14 protein-coding genes are annotated in these 17,949 nt (G+C 64.4%); 6 read left to right on the forward strand and 8 right to left on the reverse strand.

What is annotated here, in order from left to right; genetic code table 11:
- Positions 1 to 149 precede the first annotated feature (149 nt).
- From U1R88_RS06410 to U1R88_RS06425, 4 genes are all read left to right on the forward strand, one after another.
- Positions 150 to 3,098 carry a 2-oxoglutarate dehydrogenase E1 component gene (locus U1R88_RS06410; RefSeq protein WP_322430520.1) on the forward strand — a complete coding sequence of 983 codons (2,949 nt, stop codon included), beginning with the start codon at positions 150 to 152 and terminating at the stop codon, positions 3,096 to 3,098.
- Between the two features lie 88 nt (positions 3,099 to 3,186).
- Positions 3,187 to 4,425: a 2-oxoglutarate dehydrogenase complex dihydrolipoyllysine-residue succinyltransferase gene (odhB, locus tag U1R88_RS06415; RefSeq protein ID WP_322430521.1), complete on the forward strand. Its 1,239-nt coding sequence runs from the start codon at positions 3,187 to 3,189 to the stop codon at positions 4,423 to 4,425.
- A gap of 157 nt (positions 4,426 to 4,582) precedes the next feature.
- Entirely contained in the window at positions 4,583 to 5,983 is a 1,401-nt protein-coding gene (lpdA, locus tag U1R88_RS06420) for a dihydrolipoyl dehydrogenase (RefSeq protein ID WP_322430522.1), read from the forward strand.
- A 240-nt stretch (positions 5,984 to 6,223) separates the two neighbouring features.
- Positions 6,224 to 6,961, forward strand: a complete 738-nt coding sequence (locus tag U1R88_RS06425; protein WP_068299238.1) for a LolA family protein — start codon at positions 6,224 to 6,226, stop codon at positions 6,959 to 6,961.
- 65 nt (positions 6,962 to 7,026) lie between these two features.
- Here the strand turns inward: U1R88_RS06425 and holA are convergent, their stop codons facing one another.
- From holA to U1R88_RS06445, 4 genes are all read right to left on the reverse strand, one after another.
- Entirely contained in the window at positions 7,027 to 8,055 is a 1,029-nt protein-coding gene (gene holA, locus U1R88_RS06430; protein WP_322430523.1) for a DNA polymerase III subunit delta, read from the reverse strand.
- Between the two features lie 14 nt (positions 8,056 to 8,069).
- On the reverse strand, positions 8,070 to 8,600 hold the full coding sequence (gene lptE / locus U1R88_RS06435; protein ID WP_322430524.1) for an LPS assembly lipoprotein LptE: 531 nt from the start codon (positions 8,598 to 8,600) through the stop codon (positions 8,070 to 8,072).
- Positions 8,587 to 11,211: a leucine--tRNA ligase gene (gene leuS, locus U1R88_RS06440; RefSeq protein ID WP_322430525.1), complete on the reverse strand. Its 2,625-nt coding sequence runs from the start codon at positions 11,209 to 11,211 to the stop codon at positions 8,587 to 8,589. Before leuS ends, lptE begins: the two co-directional genes overlap by 14 nt.
- A gap of 292 nt (positions 11,212 to 11,503) precedes the next feature.
- Positions 11,504 to 12,595, reverse strand: a complete 1,092-nt coding sequence (locus tag U1R88_RS06445) for a nucleoside hydrolase (RefSeq protein ID WP_322430526.1) — start codon at positions 12,593 to 12,595, stop codon at positions 11,504 to 11,506.
- A 275-nt stretch (positions 12,596 to 12,870) separates the two neighbouring features.
- On the opposite strand from U1R88_RS06445, the gene U1R88_RS06450 reads away from it, so the two are divergent.
- Positions 12,871 to 13,989, forward strand: coding sequence for a vWA domain-containing protein (locus U1R88_RS06450; RefSeq protein ID WP_322430527.1), 1,119 nt, complete (start codon positions 12,871 to 12,873; stop codon positions 13,987 to 13,989).
- A gap of 6 nt (positions 13,990 to 13,995) precedes the next feature.
- Here the strand turns inward: U1R88_RS06450 and U1R88_RS06455 are convergent, their stop codons facing one another.
- Positions 13,996 to 14,787 (reverse strand): hypothetical protein, encoded by a 792-nt coding sequence (locus tag U1R88_RS06455; protein WP_068299204.1) that lies wholly within the window; start codon positions 14,785 to 14,787, stop codon positions 13,996 to 13,998.
- 138 nt (positions 14,788 to 14,925) lie between these two features.
- Here U1R88_RS06455 and U1R88_RS06460 point away from each other — a divergent pair, with 138 nt between their 5' ends.
- Positions 14,926 to 15,588, forward strand: a complete 663-nt coding sequence (locus tag U1R88_RS06460; protein WP_425545389.1) for a YggS family pyridoxal phosphate-dependent enzyme — start codon at positions 14,926 to 14,928, stop codon at positions 15,586 to 15,588.
- 203 nt (positions 15,589 to 15,791) lie between these two features.
- On the opposite strand, the gene U1R88_RS06465 is transcribed toward U1R88_RS06460, so the two are convergent.
- From U1R88_RS06465 to U1R88_RS06475, 3 genes are all read right to left on the reverse strand, one after another.
- Complete coding sequence (locus U1R88_RS06465) at positions 15,792 to 16,649, reverse strand: lysozyme inhibitor LprI family protein (RefSeq protein ID WP_322430529.1); 858 nt, start codon at positions 16,647 to 16,649, stop codon at positions 15,792 to 15,794.
- A 74-nt stretch (positions 16,650 to 16,723) separates the two neighbouring features.
- Positions 16,724 to 17,170 carry a hypothetical protein gene (locus U1R88_RS06470; RefSeq protein ID WP_322430530.1) on the reverse strand — a complete coding sequence of 149 codons (447 nt, stop codon included), beginning with the start codon at positions 17,168 to 17,170 and terminating at the stop codon, positions 16,724 to 16,726.
- A 51-nt stretch (positions 17,171 to 17,221) separates the two neighbouring features.
- Entirely contained in the window at positions 17,222 to 17,752 is a 531-nt protein-coding gene (locus tag U1R88_RS06475) for a L,D-transpeptidase family protein (protein WP_322430531.1), read from the reverse strand.
- Between the last annotated feature and the right edge of the window lie 197 nt (positions 17,753 to 17,949).

Here is a 17,949-nt window from a genome sequence, read left to right on the forward strand (position 1 = left end):
CGCCGCTCTCGAAGCCGCAGGCGTCAGGGTCTCTCCCTCCCCCGCACGCCTCGGTACCACGCTCACCGAACTGCTGAAGGGTTGACATCAAGGGGCTGAGATCGGACCGGGGCCATGGCCCCGGCCTTCAGAACCGAAGGAACGGGACGATGGATCGTCAAGACGATAGGAACCTGCAAAGCTTCGCCTATGGTGGCGACGCCGAGTATCTCGAAGATCTTTATGCGCGTTACGAGGACAATCCGTCCTCGGTCAATGGCGAATGGGCGGCCTTCTTTGCCGGCCTCGCCGACGACAAGGCGATCGTCGAGAAGAATGCGCGCGGCGCGAGCTGGGCCAAGCCCAACTGGCCGATCGTGGCCAACGGAGAGATCGTCTCGGCCCTCGACAGCAATTGGGGCCAGATCGAGAAGAAGGTCGGCGAGAAGATCAAGGCCAAGGCGGATGCCCAGGGCGCGACCATCTCGTCCGAGGCCATGCTGCAGGCGACGCGCGATTCGGTGCGCGCCATCATGCTGATCCGTGCCTATCGCATGCGCGGCCATCTCTTTGCCAATCTCGATCCGCTCGGCCTGCAGGAGGCGCGCGACCACGAGGAGCTGCATCCGCAGACCTATGGCTTCTCGGAGGCCGACCTCGATCGCAAGATCTTCATCGACCATGTCCTGGGGCTCGAATTCGCCACTGTCCGCGAGATCGAGGCCATCCTCAAGCGCACCTATTGCTCGACGCTGGGCGTCGAGTTCATGCATGTCTCCGATCCCGCCCAGAAGGCCTGGATCCAGCAGCGCATCGAAGGGGCCGACAAGGAGATCACCTTCACCCGCGAGGGCAAACGCGCCATCCTGTCCAAGCTGATCGAGGCCGAGGGCTTCGAGAAGTTCATCGACGTCAAATATACCGGCACCAAGCGTTTCGGCCTCGACGGCTCGGAATCGGCCATCCCCGCGCTGGAGCAGATCATCAAGCGCGGCGGCGCGCTGGGCGTGCAGGACATCGTGCTGGGCATGGCCCATCGCGGCCGCCTCAACGTGCTGGCCCAGGTGATGGGCAAGCCGCACCGCGCCATCTTCCACGAGTTCAAGGGCGGCTCTTATGCGCCCGACGACGTGGAAGGCTCGGGTGACGTCAAATACCACCTCGGCGCCTCCTCGGACCGCGAGTTCGACGGCAACAAGGTGCATCTGTCGCTGACCGCCAATCCCTCCCACCTCGAGATCGTCGATCCCGTGGTGCTTGGCAAGGTGCGCGCCAAGCAGGACCAGCAGGGCGACACCGATTCGCGCGCCAAGGTGATGCCGCTGCTCATCCATGGCGACGCTGCCTTCGCCGGCCAGGGCGTGGTCGCCGAATGCCTGGGCCTGTCGGGCCTGAAGGGCCACCGCACCGGCGGCTCGATGCATTTCATCATCAACAACCAGATCGGCTTCACCACTTATCCGCGCTATTCGCGCTCCTCGCCCTATCCATCCGACGTGGCGAAGATGATCGAGGCGCCGATCTTCCATGTGAACGGCGACGATCCCGAGGCGGTGGTGTTTGCCGCCAAGGTGGCGACGGAGTTCCGCCAGACCTTCCACAAGACCGTCGTCATCGACATGTTCTGCTATCGCCGCTTCGGGCACAACGAGGGCGACGAGCCAGGCTTCACTCAGCCCCTGATGTATCGCAAGATCCGCTCGCATCCGGGCGTGGTCGAGCTCTACTCCAACAAGCTGATCGAAACCGGCGTGGTCACGGCCGGCGAAGTCGAGAAGATGAAGGCCGATTGGCGCGCCCGCCTGGAGGCCGAGCATGAAGCCGGCCAGGCCTACAAGCCCAACAAGGCCGACTGGCTCGACGGGCAGTGGGCAGGGCTACGTGCCATCGGCGCTACCGACGACGATCCGCGCCGCGGCGCCACCGGCGTCGACGTTGCCAAGCTCACCACCATCGGCAATGCGCTCACCACGGTTCCCGAGGGGTTCCAGGTCCACAAGACCATCCAGCGCTTCCTCGATACGCGACGCAAGATGATCGAGACCGGCGAAGGCATCGACTGGGCGACGGCCGAGGCTCTCGCCTTCGGCACGCTGTGCGACGAGGGTCACCGCGTGCGGCTGTCGGGCCAGGACTGCGAGCGCGGCACCTTCTCCCAGCGCCATTCCGTGCTGATCGACCAGGAGACGGAGAAGCGCTACACGCCGCTCAAGAACATCCGCGAAGGCCAGGGCAAATACGAGGTCATCAACTCGATGCTCTCGGAAGAGGCGGTGCTCGGCTTCGAATATGGCTACTCGCTGGCAGAGCCCAAGGCCCTGACCCTGTGGGAAGCCCAGTTCGGCGACTTCGCCAATGGCGCGCAGGTGGTGTTCGACCAGTTCATCTCCTCGGGCGAGCGCAAGTGGCTGCGGTTGTCCGGCCTGGTCTGCCTGCTGCCGCACGGCTATGAGGGGCAGGGACCCGAGCATTCCTCGGCCCGCCTCGAGCGCTTCCTGCAGATGTGCGCCGAGGACAACATGCAGGTCGCCAACTGCACGACGCCGTCGAACTATTTCCACATCCTGCGCCGGCAGCTCAAGCGCGACATCCGCAAGCCCTTGATCCTGATGACGCCGAAATCGCTGCTGCGCCACAAGCGCTGCGTCTCGAAGCTCAGCGAGATGGGGGCGGACACCACCTTCCATCGCATCCTGTGGGACGACGCCCAGTTCGGCAACTCCACCACCAAGCTGGTGGCGGACGAGAAGATCCGGCGCGTCATCCTGTGCACGGGCAAGGTCTATTACGACCTGCTCGACGAGCGTGAGAAGCGGGGCATCGACGACATCTATCTGCTGCGCGTCGAGCAGCTCTATCCCTTCCCGCTGAAGTCGCTGGCCAACGAGCTGTCGCGCTTCCGCAAGGCCGACGTGGTCTGGTGCCAGGAAGAGCCCAAGAACATGGGTTCCTGGTCTTTCGTCGAGCCCTATCTGGAATGGGTGCTGGGGCAGGCAGGCACCAAGGCCAAGCGGGCTGCCTATGCCGGTCGGCCGGCTTCCGCCGCGACTGCGACGGGCCTGATGTCCAAGCATCTGGCTCAGCTGCAGGCCTTCACCGACGAAGCCCTGACGATCTAACGGGCTCATTTCGCACCGACAGGCGGGACCTGATCCCGCTTGTCGCAACTCCATTGAAAAGAGGGCGCCTGAAGGCGGGCGTGAAATCATGGCGACGGAAATCAAGGTGCCGACTCTCGGCGAGTCGGTCACGGAAGCCACCATCGGCAAATGGTTCAAGAAGCCTGGCGAAGCCGTGAGGGCCGACGAGCCCCTGGTTGAGCTCGAGACCGACAAGGTCACGCTGGAAGTCAACGCTCCTGCCGCCGGTGTGCTCGGCGAAATCCTGGCCAAGACCGGCGAGACAGTCGGTCCGGGCGCTACGCTCGGCACCATCGCGGCGGGCTCCGGCGCAGCCGCTGCCCCGGCAGCTGCTGCGGCTCCGGCTCCAGCCGCCCCGGCCCCGGCTCCTGCCGCGCCTTCTGCCGCCGCACCGGTCTCTCCCGCGGCTCCGCCGTCGCCTGCCGCCGCCAAGATCGCCGCCGATCGCGGGCTCGACCCTGCCCAGATCGAAGGCTCGGGCCGCCGTGGCCAGGTCCTCAAGGGCGATGTGCTTGCGGCGCCTGCTCCTTCCGCCGCAGCTGCTCCGGCGCCGGCCGCCGCCCCGGTTCCGGCCGCGCCGCGCGTCGCTTCGCCGCCGGCCGATGCCGCGCGCGAGGAGCGCGTGCGCATGACCAAGCTGCGCCAGACCATCGCCCGCCGCCTCAAGGAGGCCCAGGCCAACGCCGCCATGCTGACGACCTTCAACGAGGTCGACATGACCAACGTCATGGCGCTGCGCAACCAGTACAAGGACCTATTCGAGAAGAAGCACGGCGTGAAGCTCGGCTTCATGTCCTTCTTCGTGCGGGCCTGCACCCAGGCCCTCAAGGAGATGCCGGCCGTCAATGCCGAGATCGACGGCCAGGACATCATCTACAAGAATTATTGCCATGTCGGCGTCGCCGTCGGCACCGACAAGGGCCTCGTCGTGCCGGTGATCCGGGATGCCGAGACACTCGGCCTTGCCGGCATCGAAAAGACCATCGCTGATTTCGGCAAGCGGGCCCGTGACGGCCAGCTCAAGATCGAGGAGATGCAGGGCGGCACCTTCACCATCTCCAATGGTGGCGTCTATGGTTCGCTGATGTCGACGCCGATCCTGAACGCGCCCCAGTCGGCCATTCTCGGCATGCACAAGATCCAGGAGCGCCCGATGGTGGTCGGCGGCCAGATCGTGGCGCGCCCGATGATGTATCTGGCGCTGTCCTATGATCACCGCATCATCGACGGCAAGGAAGCGGTCACCTTCCTGGTGCGCGTGAAGGAAAGCCTGGAGGATCCGGCTCGCCTCGTGCTGGACCTGTAACAGCCGTCATCCTGGACGCGGCGCAACATGCAATGTTGTGCCGCAGATCCGGGATCGCGTGCCGCAATATTCCTCATCCTGATGACGGTCCCGGGTCTGCGCAGCACCGCTTCGCGCTGCGGCGCGCCCGGGATGACACCCAGAAGCGAGTCTCCCCATGCCCTCTCATGATCTCGTCGTTATCGGCACTGGCCCCGGCGGCTATGTCTGCGCCATCCGCGCTGCCCAGCTCGGCATGAATGTCGCCGTGGTCGAGAAGCGCGCCACCTATGGCGGCACCTGCCTCAATGTCGGCTGCATCCCGTCCAAGGCGCTGCTGCATGCCTCCGAATTGTTCGACGAGGCCGGGCATGGTTTCAAGGCCTTCGGCATCGAAGTCCCCGCTCCGGTGCTCAATCTGCCCCAGATGCTGAAGCACAAGCAGGAGACCGTGGACGCCAATGTCCAGGGCGTTGCCTTCCTGTTCAAGAAGAACAAGATCACGGCCTATCGCGGCACCGGCAAGATCCTGGCTGCCGGCAAGGTCGAAGTGACGGCCGAAGACGGTTCGAAGCAGACGTTGGAAACCAAGTCGATCGTGATCGCCACCGGCTCGGACGTTGCGCAGCTCCCCAGCGTCACCATCGATGAGAAGACCGTGGTCTCCTCCACGGGCGCACTCGAACTGGCTGCCGTGCCCAAGAAGCTGGTCGTCATCGGCGCCGGCGTCATCGGCCTCGAGCTCGGCTCGGTCTGGCGCCGCCTCGGCGCCGAGGTCACCGTGGTGGAGTTCCTCGATCGCATCCTGCCGGGCATGGATCTGGAAGTCGCCAAGCAGGCCCAGCGCCTGCTCGGCCGCCAGGGCATCGAATTCAAGCTTGCCACCAAGGTGACCGGTGTCGAGACCAGCGCCTCGGGTGCCGTCGTTTCCGTGGAGCCGGTCGCCGGCGGTGACAAGCAGACCATCGCGGCCGACATCGTCCTGGTCGCCACCGGCCGCCGCCCCTATACGGACGGCCTCGGCCTGGAGGAAGCCGGCGTCGTCACCGAGCGCGGACGCGTGATCATCGACGACCATTTCGCCACCAATGTCCCCGGCATCTACGCTATCGGCGACGTGGTACGCGGGCCGATGCTGGCGCATAAGGGAGAGGACGAGGGCATCGCCGTCGCCGAGATCCTGGCCGGCCAGCATGGCCATGTGAACTATGACGTCATTCCGGCGGTGGTCTACACCTACCCCGAGATCGCCTCGGTGGGTAAGACCGAGGAAGAGCTCAAATCGGCCGGCATCGCCTACAAGGTCGGCAAGTTCCCCTTCACCGCCAATGGCCGTGCCCGCGCCAACCGCACCACCGAAGGCTTCGTCAAGGTGATTGCGGATGCGACCACGGACCGCGTGCTCGGCGTGCATATCCTCGGCGCCGGCGCCGGCGAGATGATCCATGAGGGCGTGGTGCTGATGGAGTTCACCGGCTCGTCCGAGGACCTGGCTCGTTCCTGCCATGCACATCCGACCATGTCGGAAGCGGTCAAGGAGGCAGCGCTTGCCGTCGAAGGTCGCGCGATCCATATTTGATCGCAGCTTCGGCACGGCTTTGTTGTCACAAAGTCGCTAAAAGGCCATAGACACGCTTTAGGGCACACTTCCCAGAGCAAAGCGCGTTTGGTGAAAACGCCGCTTTGCTCTAGTTCTTCGCTTTGACGCGTCTTTGCGATTCTTGGTGAGACCGTCGAATCGCAAAACGCTATGAAGTGTGCCCACACTGTTTTCTGTCGCCGGTTCCGGTCCCTCAGGCCGGCCGTCCCGGAGTTTGCAATGCCTTTTGCCCGTACCGTTCTCGTCGCTCTTAGCCTGTCCTTGCTGGCCGGCACAGCCTATGCGCAGAACGAGTCAGGCACACCGCCCGCCGAAACGGCGCCTGCTCCCGCGGATGCGTTGCCGCCGGCCGACCTGGTCGCCGCCAATCAGCCGCTGGAAATCGACACTCATCGCGTCAATCCCAAGGCGCTGAGTGCGGCCGATAAGGCGACGCTCGACCGGGTCGACAGTTATTTCAACAATATCAAGTTCTTCTCCGGCAATTTCGTGCAGGTCGGCTCGGACGGCAAGCGCATCACCGGCAAGTTCTGGGTGTCCAAGCCTGGCCGCATGCGTTTCGACTATGATCCGCCGTCTTCGCTGCAATTGCTGGCCGACGGTACCTCGGTGGCGGTGCGCAACCGCAAGCTCAACACCCAGGACCTCTATTTCATCAAGCAGACGCCGCTGCGCTTCCTGCTGGCCAGCAGGCTCGACCTGATCGAGGATTCCAAGGTCCTGGCCGTCGGCAACGAGCCGGCCGGCATCAGCGTCATCCTGGAGGAGGGCTCGGCTGCCAGCGGCGGCAAGTCCCGCATCCAGCTGACCTTTCCGGCACCGGCCTATGATCTGAAGCAGTGGACCGTCACCGATCCGCAGGGCTACGATACCACGGTGACCATTTCCGGCATCGACCGCAAGCTGCAGCTGCCTGACAAGATCTTCTATATCGATCAGACCAAGATCCTGAAGTAGCCGGGCGGGAGCAGGGCGCCCCATCATAGGCGTCTCAACGCGAATTCGTACAGCGCGCGCCCGGGTTACCTCCGAGGCTTCGCCATCAGGGCGATTCGCATCAAGGCACGCGCGACGATCGCCTGGCCCAGAACGGCGTTGCGGCGGGCGTCGAGCACGGCTTCCGACAGGTCCGCCACGATGCGGTCGAGCCTTGCCATGGTCAGGGCCGAGAGCTGGGCCGTGACGCCGGCCTTGCGTCGGAAATGCACCTGCATGCCCATGGAATCGACGACGCCCGCGGCCGGGCGGCCCTTCTCGACCTCGCCTCGCAGGCGGTGAAGCAGGAGTGCATGACGCAGGGCCGTTCCCGCCAGCTGCGAGGTGTTGACGCCTTCGTTCCAGGCCTTGGCGAGGGTGGAGTCGAGCAGATCCGCCCGGCCGGAAAAGGCAGCGTCGATGATCTCGTCGGTGGCGAGCGCACTGGCATCGCCTACCACGGCCTCGACGTCGCTGAGCTCGATGCGCCCGGCGCCATGGGCGTAGAGCGTGAGTTTCTTCAGCTCGCTACGGGTGGCCAGGCGATCGCCGCCGAGTAGCCCGATCAATGTCTCTCGGGCTTCAGGCGCGATGGTGAGGCCTGAAAGGGCGACTTCCTCGGCAATGATCTGGCCGATATTGGCGTTCTCGTCGCCGAAACAGGCGATCACCGCGCCGGCGCGCGACTTCTCCACCAGGGAGACCAGAGCATGGCTCTTCTTGAGGTCGCCCGCTTCGATCACGACCCGGCAGGCGCTGGGCGGATTGGCGAGCACGGGCTCGACTGCCGGCACGATATTGCGGCTGCCTGCCCTGAGGCGCACGGCGCGGCGCCCGCCGAAGAGGGGAATCGTGAAGACCTCGTCGGCGAGCCGCGCCGGATCACCGCTGATCTCGTCGCCGTCGAGCCGGACCAACTGGAACGGATCCTCGACATCGTCGACCGAGGCTGCGACCAGGGCGCGCACTCGCTCGCTCACCAGCCCGGTATCCGGCCCATAGACCATGATCACCGCGAAATGGGCGTCCGGCTTCTTGATGAAGGCATCGACGGCGCGCCGTTCGATGGAGGCCATGGGTCAATCAGCCATCAGGGATGGTCGGCGAGCCAAGTCGCCAACCTCAGGCGGATCTGGTCAGCCATCACGTCGGCCGCATCGTTCTCCGCATCGCGTCGGGCGCGTACGGTGGCGAAACGCTGCAGGCCGGAATTATAGGACTTGCGCGTGAAGTTCTTCGCCTTGAGCAGGATCTTGTCCGTGGCCGGGTCGAGCAAGGTGTAGTCGGTTGTCAGTGTCACTGTGTCGATTTGCGGCGTGGCGTTCAGCGCGTCGACCAGCGCCGAATCGGAGCTGGAAGAGGTTACAAGCACCAGCCGGTAGCGCGCCGGCGGAGCCTCGGCGCCGCCCGTGAGATTGAACGACAGCCGGTTGCGCACCTGCTGGCCGACACGGTCGTCGACCGGATCGATGGCAATGGCGGCAAGCCTGTTCTTCAGCCCGGGCGAACCGTTGCCGGGCTCGGCCAGCATCGGACGGAAGCAGCCACCCAGCATCACCGCCGGCACGAGGGCGAGGGCGAACAGTGCGCCGCGGCGCGAGGTCTGACTAGACGACGACATTCACAATCCTTCCCGGCACCACGATGATCTTTTTGGGAGCGCGCCCTTCCAGCACGCGCTGGACGGTTTCGTTCGCCAATGTGGCAGCTTCGACTTCCTTTGGCGATGCCGATTTCGGCACCGTCAGATCGGCCCGCTTCTTGCCGTTGAACTGTACCGGCAGGGTGACGGTGTCGTCTTCCAGCAGCGCAGGATCGGCCACCGGCCAGGAGGCCTGCGCCACTAGGCCCTGACAGCCCAGCACGCTCCAGCATTCCTCGGCCAGATGCGGCATCATCGGCGCGATCAACTGCACCAGCATGACGCCGGCTTCCTTCAGCGCAGCGGCGAGATTGGCGGGCACCGCCTCGCCGTTCTTGTAGCCGTCCAGCGTGCGCCCCAGGCTGTTCACCAGCGTGTAGATATGGGCGACGCAGCGGTTGAAGCCGAGACGCTCGATATCGCCCTCGACGGCCGCCAGGGCACGGTGTGCCGCCTTGCGCACGGCGAGGACATCTTCCTCGCTTGCGGGGGCAGCCGATGAGGGGATTTGGGCGGCGATCTCGTTGACGATGCGCCAGATGCGCTGCACGAAGCGGCTGGCACCCTGGACGCCGTCCTCGGTCCAGATCACGTCGCGCTCGGGCGGCGAGTCCGACAGCATGAACCAGCGCGCAGTGTCAGCGCCGTAATCGGCGATGATGTCGTCGGGGTCGACGACATTCTTCTTCGACTTCGACATCTTTTCGATCGAGCCGATCTCGACCGGCTCGCCGGTGCGGTTGTTGACGGCGCGGCGCTCGGCGCCGTCGCCCTCGATGCGCACATCGGCCGGCACCACCCATTCGCCATTTTCAGCGCGATAGGTCTCGTGCACCACCATGCCCTGGGTGAACAGGCCCTTGAACGGCTCGTCCAGGCCGACATGGCCGGTCTTCTTCATGGCGCGCACGAAGAAGCGACTATAGAGCAGATGCAGGATGGCGTGCTCGATGCCGCCGATATACTGGTCGACCGGCAACCAGGCATCGGCTTCCTTGCGCACCGTCGGCGCCGTCTCGATCCACGGATCGGTGAACCGGGCAAAATACCAGGAAGAATCGACGAAGGTGTCCATCGTGTCCGTCTCGCGCCGGGCCGGCTTGCCGCATTGCGGGCAGTCGACATGGCGCCAGGTCGGATGATGGTCGAGCGGATTGCCGGGCCGATCGAAGGTGACGTCGTCGGGCAGCTTGACCGGCAGGTCCTTCTTGGGCACCGGCACCACGCCGCAGACCTCGCAATGGATCACCGGGATCGGGCAACCCCAATAGCGCTGGCGCGAGATGCCCCAGTCGCGCAGGCGGAAATTGACCTTGCGCTCGGCCACTGGTGCGTTGCCATGCGTCCTGCTTTCCAGGCGACGGGCCACTTCTTCCTTGGCCTGCTCGATGGTCATGCCGTCGAGGAAACGCGAATTGATCATCCGCCCGTCGCCGTCATAGGCGACGTCGGTGATCACGAAGCTGGCCGGGTCCTGGTCCGGTGGGCACACCACCGGCGTGTTGCCCAGGCCATAGGCATTGACGAAGTCGAGGTCGCGCTGGTCATGCGCCGGGCAGCCGAAGATGGCGCCCGTGCCGTATTCCATCAGCACGAAATTGGCGACGTAAACCGGCAGCTTCCAATCGGGATCGAAAGGATGCACGGCACGGATGCCGGTGTCGAAACCCTTCTTCTCGGCCGTTTCGATCACGGCGGCCGAGGTGCCCGTACGCCCGATCTCCTCGATGAACGCAGCCAGTTCCGGGTTGTTCGCGGCGGCGGCCTTGGCGAGCGGGTGATCGGCCGCGATCGCCATGAACTTGGCGCCGAACAGCGTGTCGGGGCGGGTGGTGTAGATCAGCAGTTCGTTCTCGCCCGCCGGCGCCGTCGCCGTGTCGAGCTCGAAGCGCACCTGCAAGCCTTCCGACTTGCCGATCCAGTTCTTCTGCATCAGCCGGACCTTTTCGGGCCAGCGATCCAGCGTGTCCAGGGCCGAGAGCAGGTCCTGCGAGTAATCGGTGATCTTGAAGAACCACTGGGTCAGCTCGCGTTGCTCGACCAGGGCGCCCGAGCGCCAGCCACGGCCGTCGATCACCTGCTCATTGGCCAGCACCGTGTGGTCGACCGGATCCCAATTGACCTTGGAAACCTTGCGCTCGACCAGGCCCGACTGCAGGAAGTCCAGGAACATCGCCTGCTGGTGGCGATAATAAGAGGGATCGCAGGTCGCGATCTCGCGGCTCCAGTCCAGCGACAGGCCCATCGATTTGAGCTGGCCGCGCATGGTGTCGATATTGGCATAGGTCCATTTGGCCGGATGCGTCTTGTTCTGCATCGCGGCATTCTCGGCCGGCATGCCGAAGGCATCCCAGCCCATTGGGTGCAGCACGTTGAAGCCCTTGGCCCGGCGATAGCGCGCCACCACGTCGCCCATGGTGTAGTTGCGCACATGGCCCATATGGATGCGCCCGGAAGGATAGGGGAACATCTCGAGCACGTAGTAGCGCGGACGCGGATCCTCATTCCTGGTTTCGAAGATCGCCTGGTCGGCCCAGGTCTTCTGCCATCTGGGCTCGGCGTCGCGGGCGTTATAGCGCTCGGTGGTCATGGGGAAGGGAACTCGGCGTTGAATAGTCAACTGACAGTTGATTTTGAAACGCCGCTTTTAGCGGGCGCGGCGGTGCAAAGCTAGCCTCGTCTCCTTTCCAAGGCCTGAAGAGGACCGGTTTTTCGCAGGCGGGACGCCGAAACATGGTGTGCCGGTCTTCTCAGCTCCGTCAAAGGATAGAGCGGAACCGGCATTCTCGAAAGCGGCGCGCCTGCCGACCAGAGTGCCGATCCGAAGATCGGCACACCGGCCTTTGGCTCATGTCCGCCAAGTCTCGTAGGGCAGCGGGCGCCTAGGGTGCGAGCTTGACCGGCACCGGACGGGTCAGAAGATCGACGTAGAAATCGAAGAAGCGCTTGTTGTCGAACTGCTTGACCACCTTCACCTTCTGCAGGAGGTCCGTCGGCTGCTTCTGCCAATAGCCGAGCGTGCGGCCATAGCCCGGCCCGAACGCCACATCGACGTCGATATAGAGATCGTCGACCTTGGTCGCGTAGCTCGGATCGACCAGATAGGCGAGGGCGAGCGTATCGAACACGCTGGCCTTGGCCTTATCGTTCTTGGCGAACTTCTTGGCCATCCAGCTGTCCCGGAAGAGCTTCTGGACCGGGCCTTCGCCGGCGGTGAGGCGATCGAATTCGGGCTTGCCGATCTGGGTGATGTCGGTGACATCAAGGGGAATGAGGGCCTGTTCGATCGGCTCGCGCATGACGATACGGGCGGCCTCCGGATCGATCCAGACATTCATTTCGGCGGCGGGCGTGGTATTGCCCTTCACGTCGACCGCGCCGGCCATGTAGACGATACGCTTGATCAGCGGCACGATTTCCGGATTCTTGCGGATCGCCAGGGCGATGTTGGTGGCCGGCCCGATCACCAGCAGTGAGACTTCGTGCGGATTGGCCTTGATCGTCTCCACGATGAAGTCGACAGCATCCTCCTTGCGCAGCTTCGCCTTCTTGGCGAAGCCGTCCGGCGGGGCGATCAGGTCGGCCTCCTTGGGCTGCGGGCGATGGAACGAGGTCTTGTAGCTCTCCCCGAAGCCGAACAGGGCACGCTCGTGCTCGAAGCTCCTGGGATCGTGAACGAGGGGCAGGTTCGCGCCGGCATAGACGCCGACCCTGTCCTCGATGCCGAGGCGTTCGACGGCGCGCAGGGCATCGGCGACTTCCTGCTTCAACCAGTCGTTGCCGGTGACGACGGTGATGCCCAGGAGGTCGATCGCCTTATCCTTCTGCAACTGGGCCGCCATGATCAGCACCTGGCCGTCATCGCCGATCGTCGAGAAATCCGTGTCGAGAATGATCTTTTCGGGGGCAGCATAGGCGGGCGAAGCCAGGAATGCGCCTGCGGCCAGCACGAGGGCGGCCATTAATCGCTTCATAGAAATTTCCTCCTGATCCTCAATTGTCTGGTCATGCCTAAAGAGCGGCAGGCCATGCCGCTCGAATGGCGGCGAGACCACATTCGAGCCTGTGGCAGGGGATGACAAGCCGGCACGCGGCGGGGCTGGCCGGCGAGATGTGTTTCACGCGGAACAGATGATGGGCAAAGGGGAACTCCGCCGCGCTTGCGCCACAGCCAAAGCCCGACTTTGCCATCATCGGCGGGAAGCTTGGCCTGCCGCAATTCGATTGCAGAACGCCCGGGAGACATGCCGTGAAATTTCCTCTTCGCCTCGCTTTCGCGACGGCCAGCCTGCTGGCGCTCGCAGCGCCTATCCTGCCTGCCTACGCAGCTCCGGATGCGCAACTGCGCCCGCGCGTCGAGGTTGCCTTCGTGCTCGACACCACCGGCTCGATGGCGAGCCTGATCGACGGCGCCAAGCGCAAGATCTGGTCGATCGCCAACGCCATCGTCGACGCCAATCCGGATGCGGAGATCCGCATGGCTTTGATCGGCTACCGCGACCGTGGCGATGCCTATGTCACGGATGTCCATGCCCTCACCGGCGACATCCAGGGGCTTTATGGCGATCTGGTGCAATACACCGCCGATGGTGGCGGAGACACGCCCGAATCCGTGAACGAGGCCTTGGACAAGGCCGTCCGCAGCCTGCAATGGGACAGCGGAGGCCAGACCCGCAAGATCATCTTCCTGGTGGGGGATGCGCCGCCCCACATGGATTACCCCAACGCGCCGCGCTATCCCGAGGTCGTCAAGGCGGCCGTTGCCAAGGGCATCGTGGTCAATGCGGTCCAGGCCGGCGATGCCGGCGACACCCGGCAGATCTGGCAGGACATCGCTCGCCGCGGCAATGGCCGCTATTTGCCGATCCCCCAGGATGGCGGCCAGATCGTCGAAGTGCCCACGCCCTATGACGAGGACATTCTGCAGTTGCAGCAATCGCTCGACGATACCGTGCTGCCTTATGGCGATGGCGAAAGGCAGCAGGCCGTCCGCAACAAGATGGACCTGCGCAAGCAGGCTCCGGCACCAGCCCAGGTCGACAATTCCAGCTTCTACAGCAAGAAGGCCGGGCCCAAGGAGGTCGTGACCGGCGAGGGGGATCTCACCGCCGACATCGCCAATGGCCGCCAGAGCCTCGACAAGGTTGCAGCCTCCGCGCTTCCCAAGGTGCTGCAGGGCAAGTCCGACGCCGAGCGCAAGGCCTATGTCGAGGAACAACTCGCCAAGCGCAAGGCCCTGCAGGACAAGCTCGCCGAGATCAATCGCAAGCGCGATGCCTTCGTCACGGCGGAACGCGCCAAGTCGGGCAGGAAGAAGGCAGATTCCTTTGATTCCGCCGTGCAGGAAACGCTCAGGCAGCAGCTTTGAGGCTGCTTACGGCGCCTTCTGGCCGGCCAGCCCGATCAGGCTTTCGAAGGCAGCTGAGGTGGCATGGCCATCCGCCTTGGCCTTGACCAGGAGCCTGTCCTGATCCTGGGCGAACACGGCCCGTTCGATCCTGACGTCGAGGCCCGGTATCTCCGGCACGGAGGCCCGGGCCTTGTCCTTGTCGAGGGCCTTGGCCACGGCATCGGTGAAGCGCTGGTTGAGATTGCCGAGCAGGGCAGTCGCGATTTCGGTGATTTGCGGATCGCCGGTCTTGATCGAGGCTTCTCCCTTCACGCGTAGCGCGACCTGGCGCGGCGTCGGAATGTAGAGCTCGACCGGGATGGTGATGGCAATCCTGTCCGTGGCGATCTTGGTCTTGATCTTCTGCCCCAGCACCTTGGCGCAACCCCAGGCCGTCACCTTGCCGGCGACGTCGATCACCGCCGTGTCGCCCTCGGCGCGAATATGGGCGCTATCAATTGAGTTGACCACGAGATTGGGGCCCTTGCGGGCACAGGCATCCTGCGGAAACGGCAATTTGCGGGCGATCGCCAGAGCGTTGTCCTGCAGCGATTTCAGGTCACCAGTGACGGCGAGGTCGAGTTGGACGCCGTCGGTCTCGCTCTTGCTGTCGAGGGAAGCCTGGATCGGAATGTCGAGGGGAATGCCGAAGACCGGCACGGATATCGTGGTCGGACCGATGTCGAGGGCGAAGGCTGCCTGTCCAAGTCCACAGATCAGGAGCGCTGCCAGGGTGCTTCTTGCCAAGATAGATTTGGCCCCCTTGAACTGCATCATCGGCCTGCCCTCCTTACGCAACCCTTGTCCATGCAGGGCTTTTAGCATGGTCCGGCGAGGTTCCGGTAGCCATAGCCCGTCCGTCCCATTATGTCGGAGGCCTGTTTCGCCCTTTCGCCATTCTCTGGAAATCATGCCATGTCCGATGCTCCAGCCCGCCTTGCAGAGGTTCGCCTTGCCATTGCCCGCGCTGAAGCCGATGCGCTGCGCCCCGCCGGCTCGGTGACCCTGGTCGCCGTTTCCAAGACCTTCGGGCCGGAAGCGATCGAGCCCGTGCTTGCCGCGGGCCAGCGGGTCTTCGGTGAGAACCGCGTGCAGGAGGCGCAGGGCAAATGGCCTGATCTCAAGGCTGCCTATCCCGATGTCGAGCTGCACCTCATTGGCCCGCTACAGTCCAACAAGGCCAAGGAGGCGGTGGCCCTGTTCGACGTGATCCATACGGTCGATCGCCCCTCGGTGGCACAGGCACTCGCCAAGGAAATCGCCAGGCAAGGCAAGGCGCCGCGCCTGCTGGTGCAGGTCAACACCGGCGAGGAAGCCCAGAAGGCCGGTGTCGCCCCCCAGGAGGCCGACGCCTTCATTGCGGCCTGTCGGGATGACTACGGCCTCGCCATCGACGGGCTGATGTGCATCCCCCCGTTCGAGCAGGCACCCGGGCCGCATTTCGCCCTGCTTGCCAAGATCGCTGCCCGCAACGGGCTTTCGATGCTCTCCATGGGCATGTCGAGCGATTTCGAGACCGCCATCGAGGTCGGCGCCACCCATGTGCGGGTGGGCAGCGCCATCTTCGGGACACGCTGAGCCCTTTTCCGGGCTTTTCGGGAAATCGCACATGTCATCCCCGGCGGAGCCTTTGGCTCCGGGAAGGAGATCCAGGGGCCACGCATATATCCCTTTAGCCCCTGAATTCCCTTTCCGCCGCTTGCAGCGGCGCCGGGAATGGCAGGCCCGACATAGTCCGTTGATCTTATTGCGATAATGCTTCGTTGGGAGGTGTGGGACCGCTATTTCTTGCTGCCGTCGCTGGCGGGATCGGCGAGGGGGTAGCTCTTGTCGGTCAGGCAGGCGTGCAGCCAGGGGCTATCCTCATCCTCGCCGAGATCGGCGCTGATCTTGGGCGACGGCGTGCTCGTGGCGCTGGCATTGGCGCTTGCGGCCGGTTGGACGGTCCAATGCCGGTCGGCGGAAGGCTGGCCGTCGGGGCAGGGGCTGTTGCCGTTCTCGTCGCCGCAGGTCGCGATCGTCTTGAGCTTGCCATCGACGACTTCCGCCACCGTCTGGGTGGTGTAGAGCGCGTTGGTGGCAAAGTCCGTCGTCACGGAGCAGACCCTATCGTTGTTCTGATAGGTGCGGGTTCCCAGGCAGGTATAGATCTGATCACTGCCACTCGGCAGAAAGTCGCAATCGGCGCTATAGCCGGCGAAGGGGCCGCCGCTGAACTGGGCATTGAACCGGCGCTGGCCGTTTGCGATCTCGATCAGCCGCGGCAGCTTGGGATCGGTCTTGGAGAGCTCTGCCAAATCGGCGGTGCGCGCCTCGATCGCCTTGAGGAGATTGTTTTTGGGCGTTTCTTCGCCGGAATCGCCGGCACCTTCCGCCCCGTCCTCCTGGTCGAGGCGAAGGTCCCGCCGCGCCAGCCAATGTTTCTGGCTCTCGACCAGCATCGCGCGGATCTCGGGATCCTGGCTGGCCTTGAGGATCCTGGCATAGGCAGCGCCCATGGCGGCGTCAGCCCGCCGCAACGATTTGTCGGCGCAGATGCGGCGTTCGATCGAGGTCGAGGCCTTCTTGCAGTCGATGGCGTAAGCGGGCAGGGCGTGGAGGACGGTCAGGGCGGCTATGCCGAAAGCCAGGCGTTTCATAGCGGATGTTCCAGGGGGAAGGACGAAGGAGGAGCAGCGGAATCGGGAGCAAAGCGGGCGGCAGAGCGCAGATGTCAGCGGCTTCTGCGCTTGTAGATGCCGTCTATCACGCTGCCCTCGCCGCCGCAGATAGCTGCCGCATCGGCACCGCGAACCGTGATCGCGCCATTGCCGAGCGAGAAGGCGAAGCCGAGGCCGGGTTTGGCCGCTTCGCCCTCTTCGTCGAGGCCGGCCACGATGTTGACCCGGGTAACCTTGCCGTCGAAGGCGCTGCCCGTGATCGAGCCCTCGGCAATGAAGCCGCAATCGGCAACCGTCGCCCCGCCGTTCGGAACGCCGCCGATGGCGGCGCTTACCCGCCAATACTCGCCGCTGCGCTTGACGACGAGCGTGGCTTCGCCGTTCTGCCGGCGGACATAGCTGCCGGCGGCGGCGTCCTGAATGCTCATGGCTGCCGTCGCATCGGCGAAAGCCATGGCGGCAATCGCACAGCCGGCTGCGGCGAAAATGATCTGCTTCATCAATAATCCTTGCTCTGAAATATCCCGCAGGCTTCGCGCGGCGGACACTCGTCAGTCGATGATCATCACGGCATGGCGCGACAATCTCGGCAGCACCTTGCGGAACACCTCCGGCGCCACGGCGACGCAGCCGGCGGTCGGCGCGTTGTTCTCGCGGGAGACATGCCAGAAGATGGCGCTGCCCCGCCCCCTGACGATCGGTGCATCGTTCCAGCCGAGCGGCACGATCACGTCATAGAGGCGATCGCCGCGGGCCAGCCTTTCCTCGGCGTTCTGCTCGACGGGGCGGTGGATCAGCGTGTTGTAGCGCCGGTCGCAGACGTCGTCACACCAGGCATCCTCAGGGCGAATGGCGCGGAAGGACAGCTGGCTCGGAATGCGGGGGGCGCGGTCGAGCCGTTGGAACAGGCCGCGGAGCGGCAGCACGGCCCGGGGCGTGACGCCATCTCCCTCCCGTTTGGTGACGGCAATGCCGCTGCGGCCCAGCACGCAGGGATAGGAAACTCCGCCCACCGTCAGGCGGCCGCGGCTGCGCGAAAGCGGGGATGCCTGCACGCGAATGAGATCGATCTTGCGCTTCAAGGGCCGACTTCCAAATTTTTCACCGCAAATCCCTGTCGAAAGTGCCGTCATGCGATTCACAAATCATGGCGTACGCCGTCATAATGCGATAGAGCGCTAAAGCGTTTTGCGATTTGTCGGAATCACCAACAATCGTAAAGACGCGTCAAGACAAAGAGCCGGAGCAAAAGGGCGTTTTCGCTGAAACGCGCTCTGCT

It is taken from the genome of Labrys sedimenti (genome assembly GCF_034424805.1).
Classification (GTDB): Bacteria; Pseudomonadota; Alphaproteobacteria; order Rhizobiales; family Labraceae; genus Labrys; species Labrys sedimenti.

Excerpts from the sequence above, each read along its gene's own strand:
- U1R88_RS06445 (WP_322430526.1), bottom strand. The coding sequence starts at position 12,595 with ATGAAGCGATTAATGGCCGCCCTCGTGCTGGCCGCAGGCGCATTCCTG.
- U1R88_RS06455 (WP_068299204.1), bottom strand. The coding sequence starts at position 14,787 with ATGATGCAGTTCAAGGGGGCCAAATCTATCTTGGCAAGAAGCACCCTG.
- odhB (WP_322430521.1), top strand. The coding sequence starts at position 3,187 with ATGGCGACGGAAATCAAGGTGCCGACTCTCGGCGAGTCGGTCACGGAA.
- lpdA (WP_322430522.1), top strand. The coding sequence starts at position 4,583 with ATGCCCTCTCATGATCTCGTCGTTATCGGCACTGGCCCCGGCGGCTAT.
- U1R88_RS06410 (WP_322430520.1), top strand. The coding sequence starts at position 150 with ATGGATCGTCAAGACGATAGGAACCTGCAAAGCTTCGCCTATGGTGGC.
- U1R88_RS06470 (WP_322430530.1), bottom strand. The coding sequence starts at position 17,170 with ATGAAGCAGATCATTTTCGCCGCAGCCGGCTGTGCGATTGCCGCCATG.
- leuS (WP_322430525.1), bottom strand. The coding sequence starts at position 11,211 with ATGACCACCGAGCGCTATAACGCCCGCGACGCCGAGCCCAGATGGCAG.
- holA (WP_322430523.1), bottom strand. The coding sequence starts at position 8,055 with ATGGCCTCCATCGAACGGCGCGCCGTCGATGCCTTCATCAAGAAGCCG.
- U1R88_RS06425 (WP_068299238.1), top strand. The coding sequence starts at position 6,224 with ATGCCTTTTGCCCGTACCGTTCTCGTCGCTCTTAGCCTGTCCTTGCTG.
- lptE (WP_322430524.1), bottom strand. The coding sequence starts at position 8,600 with ATGTCGTCGTCTAGTCAGACCTCGCGCCGCGGCGCACTGTTCGCCCTC.
- U1R88_RS06465 (WP_322430529.1), bottom strand. The coding sequence starts at position 16,649 with ATGAAACGCCTGGCTTTCGGCATAGCCGCCCTGACCGTCCTCCACGCC.
- U1R88_RS06460 (WP_425545389.1), top strand. The coding sequence starts at position 14,926 with ATGTCCGATGCTCCAGCCCGCCTTGCAGAGGTTCGCCTTGCCATTGCC.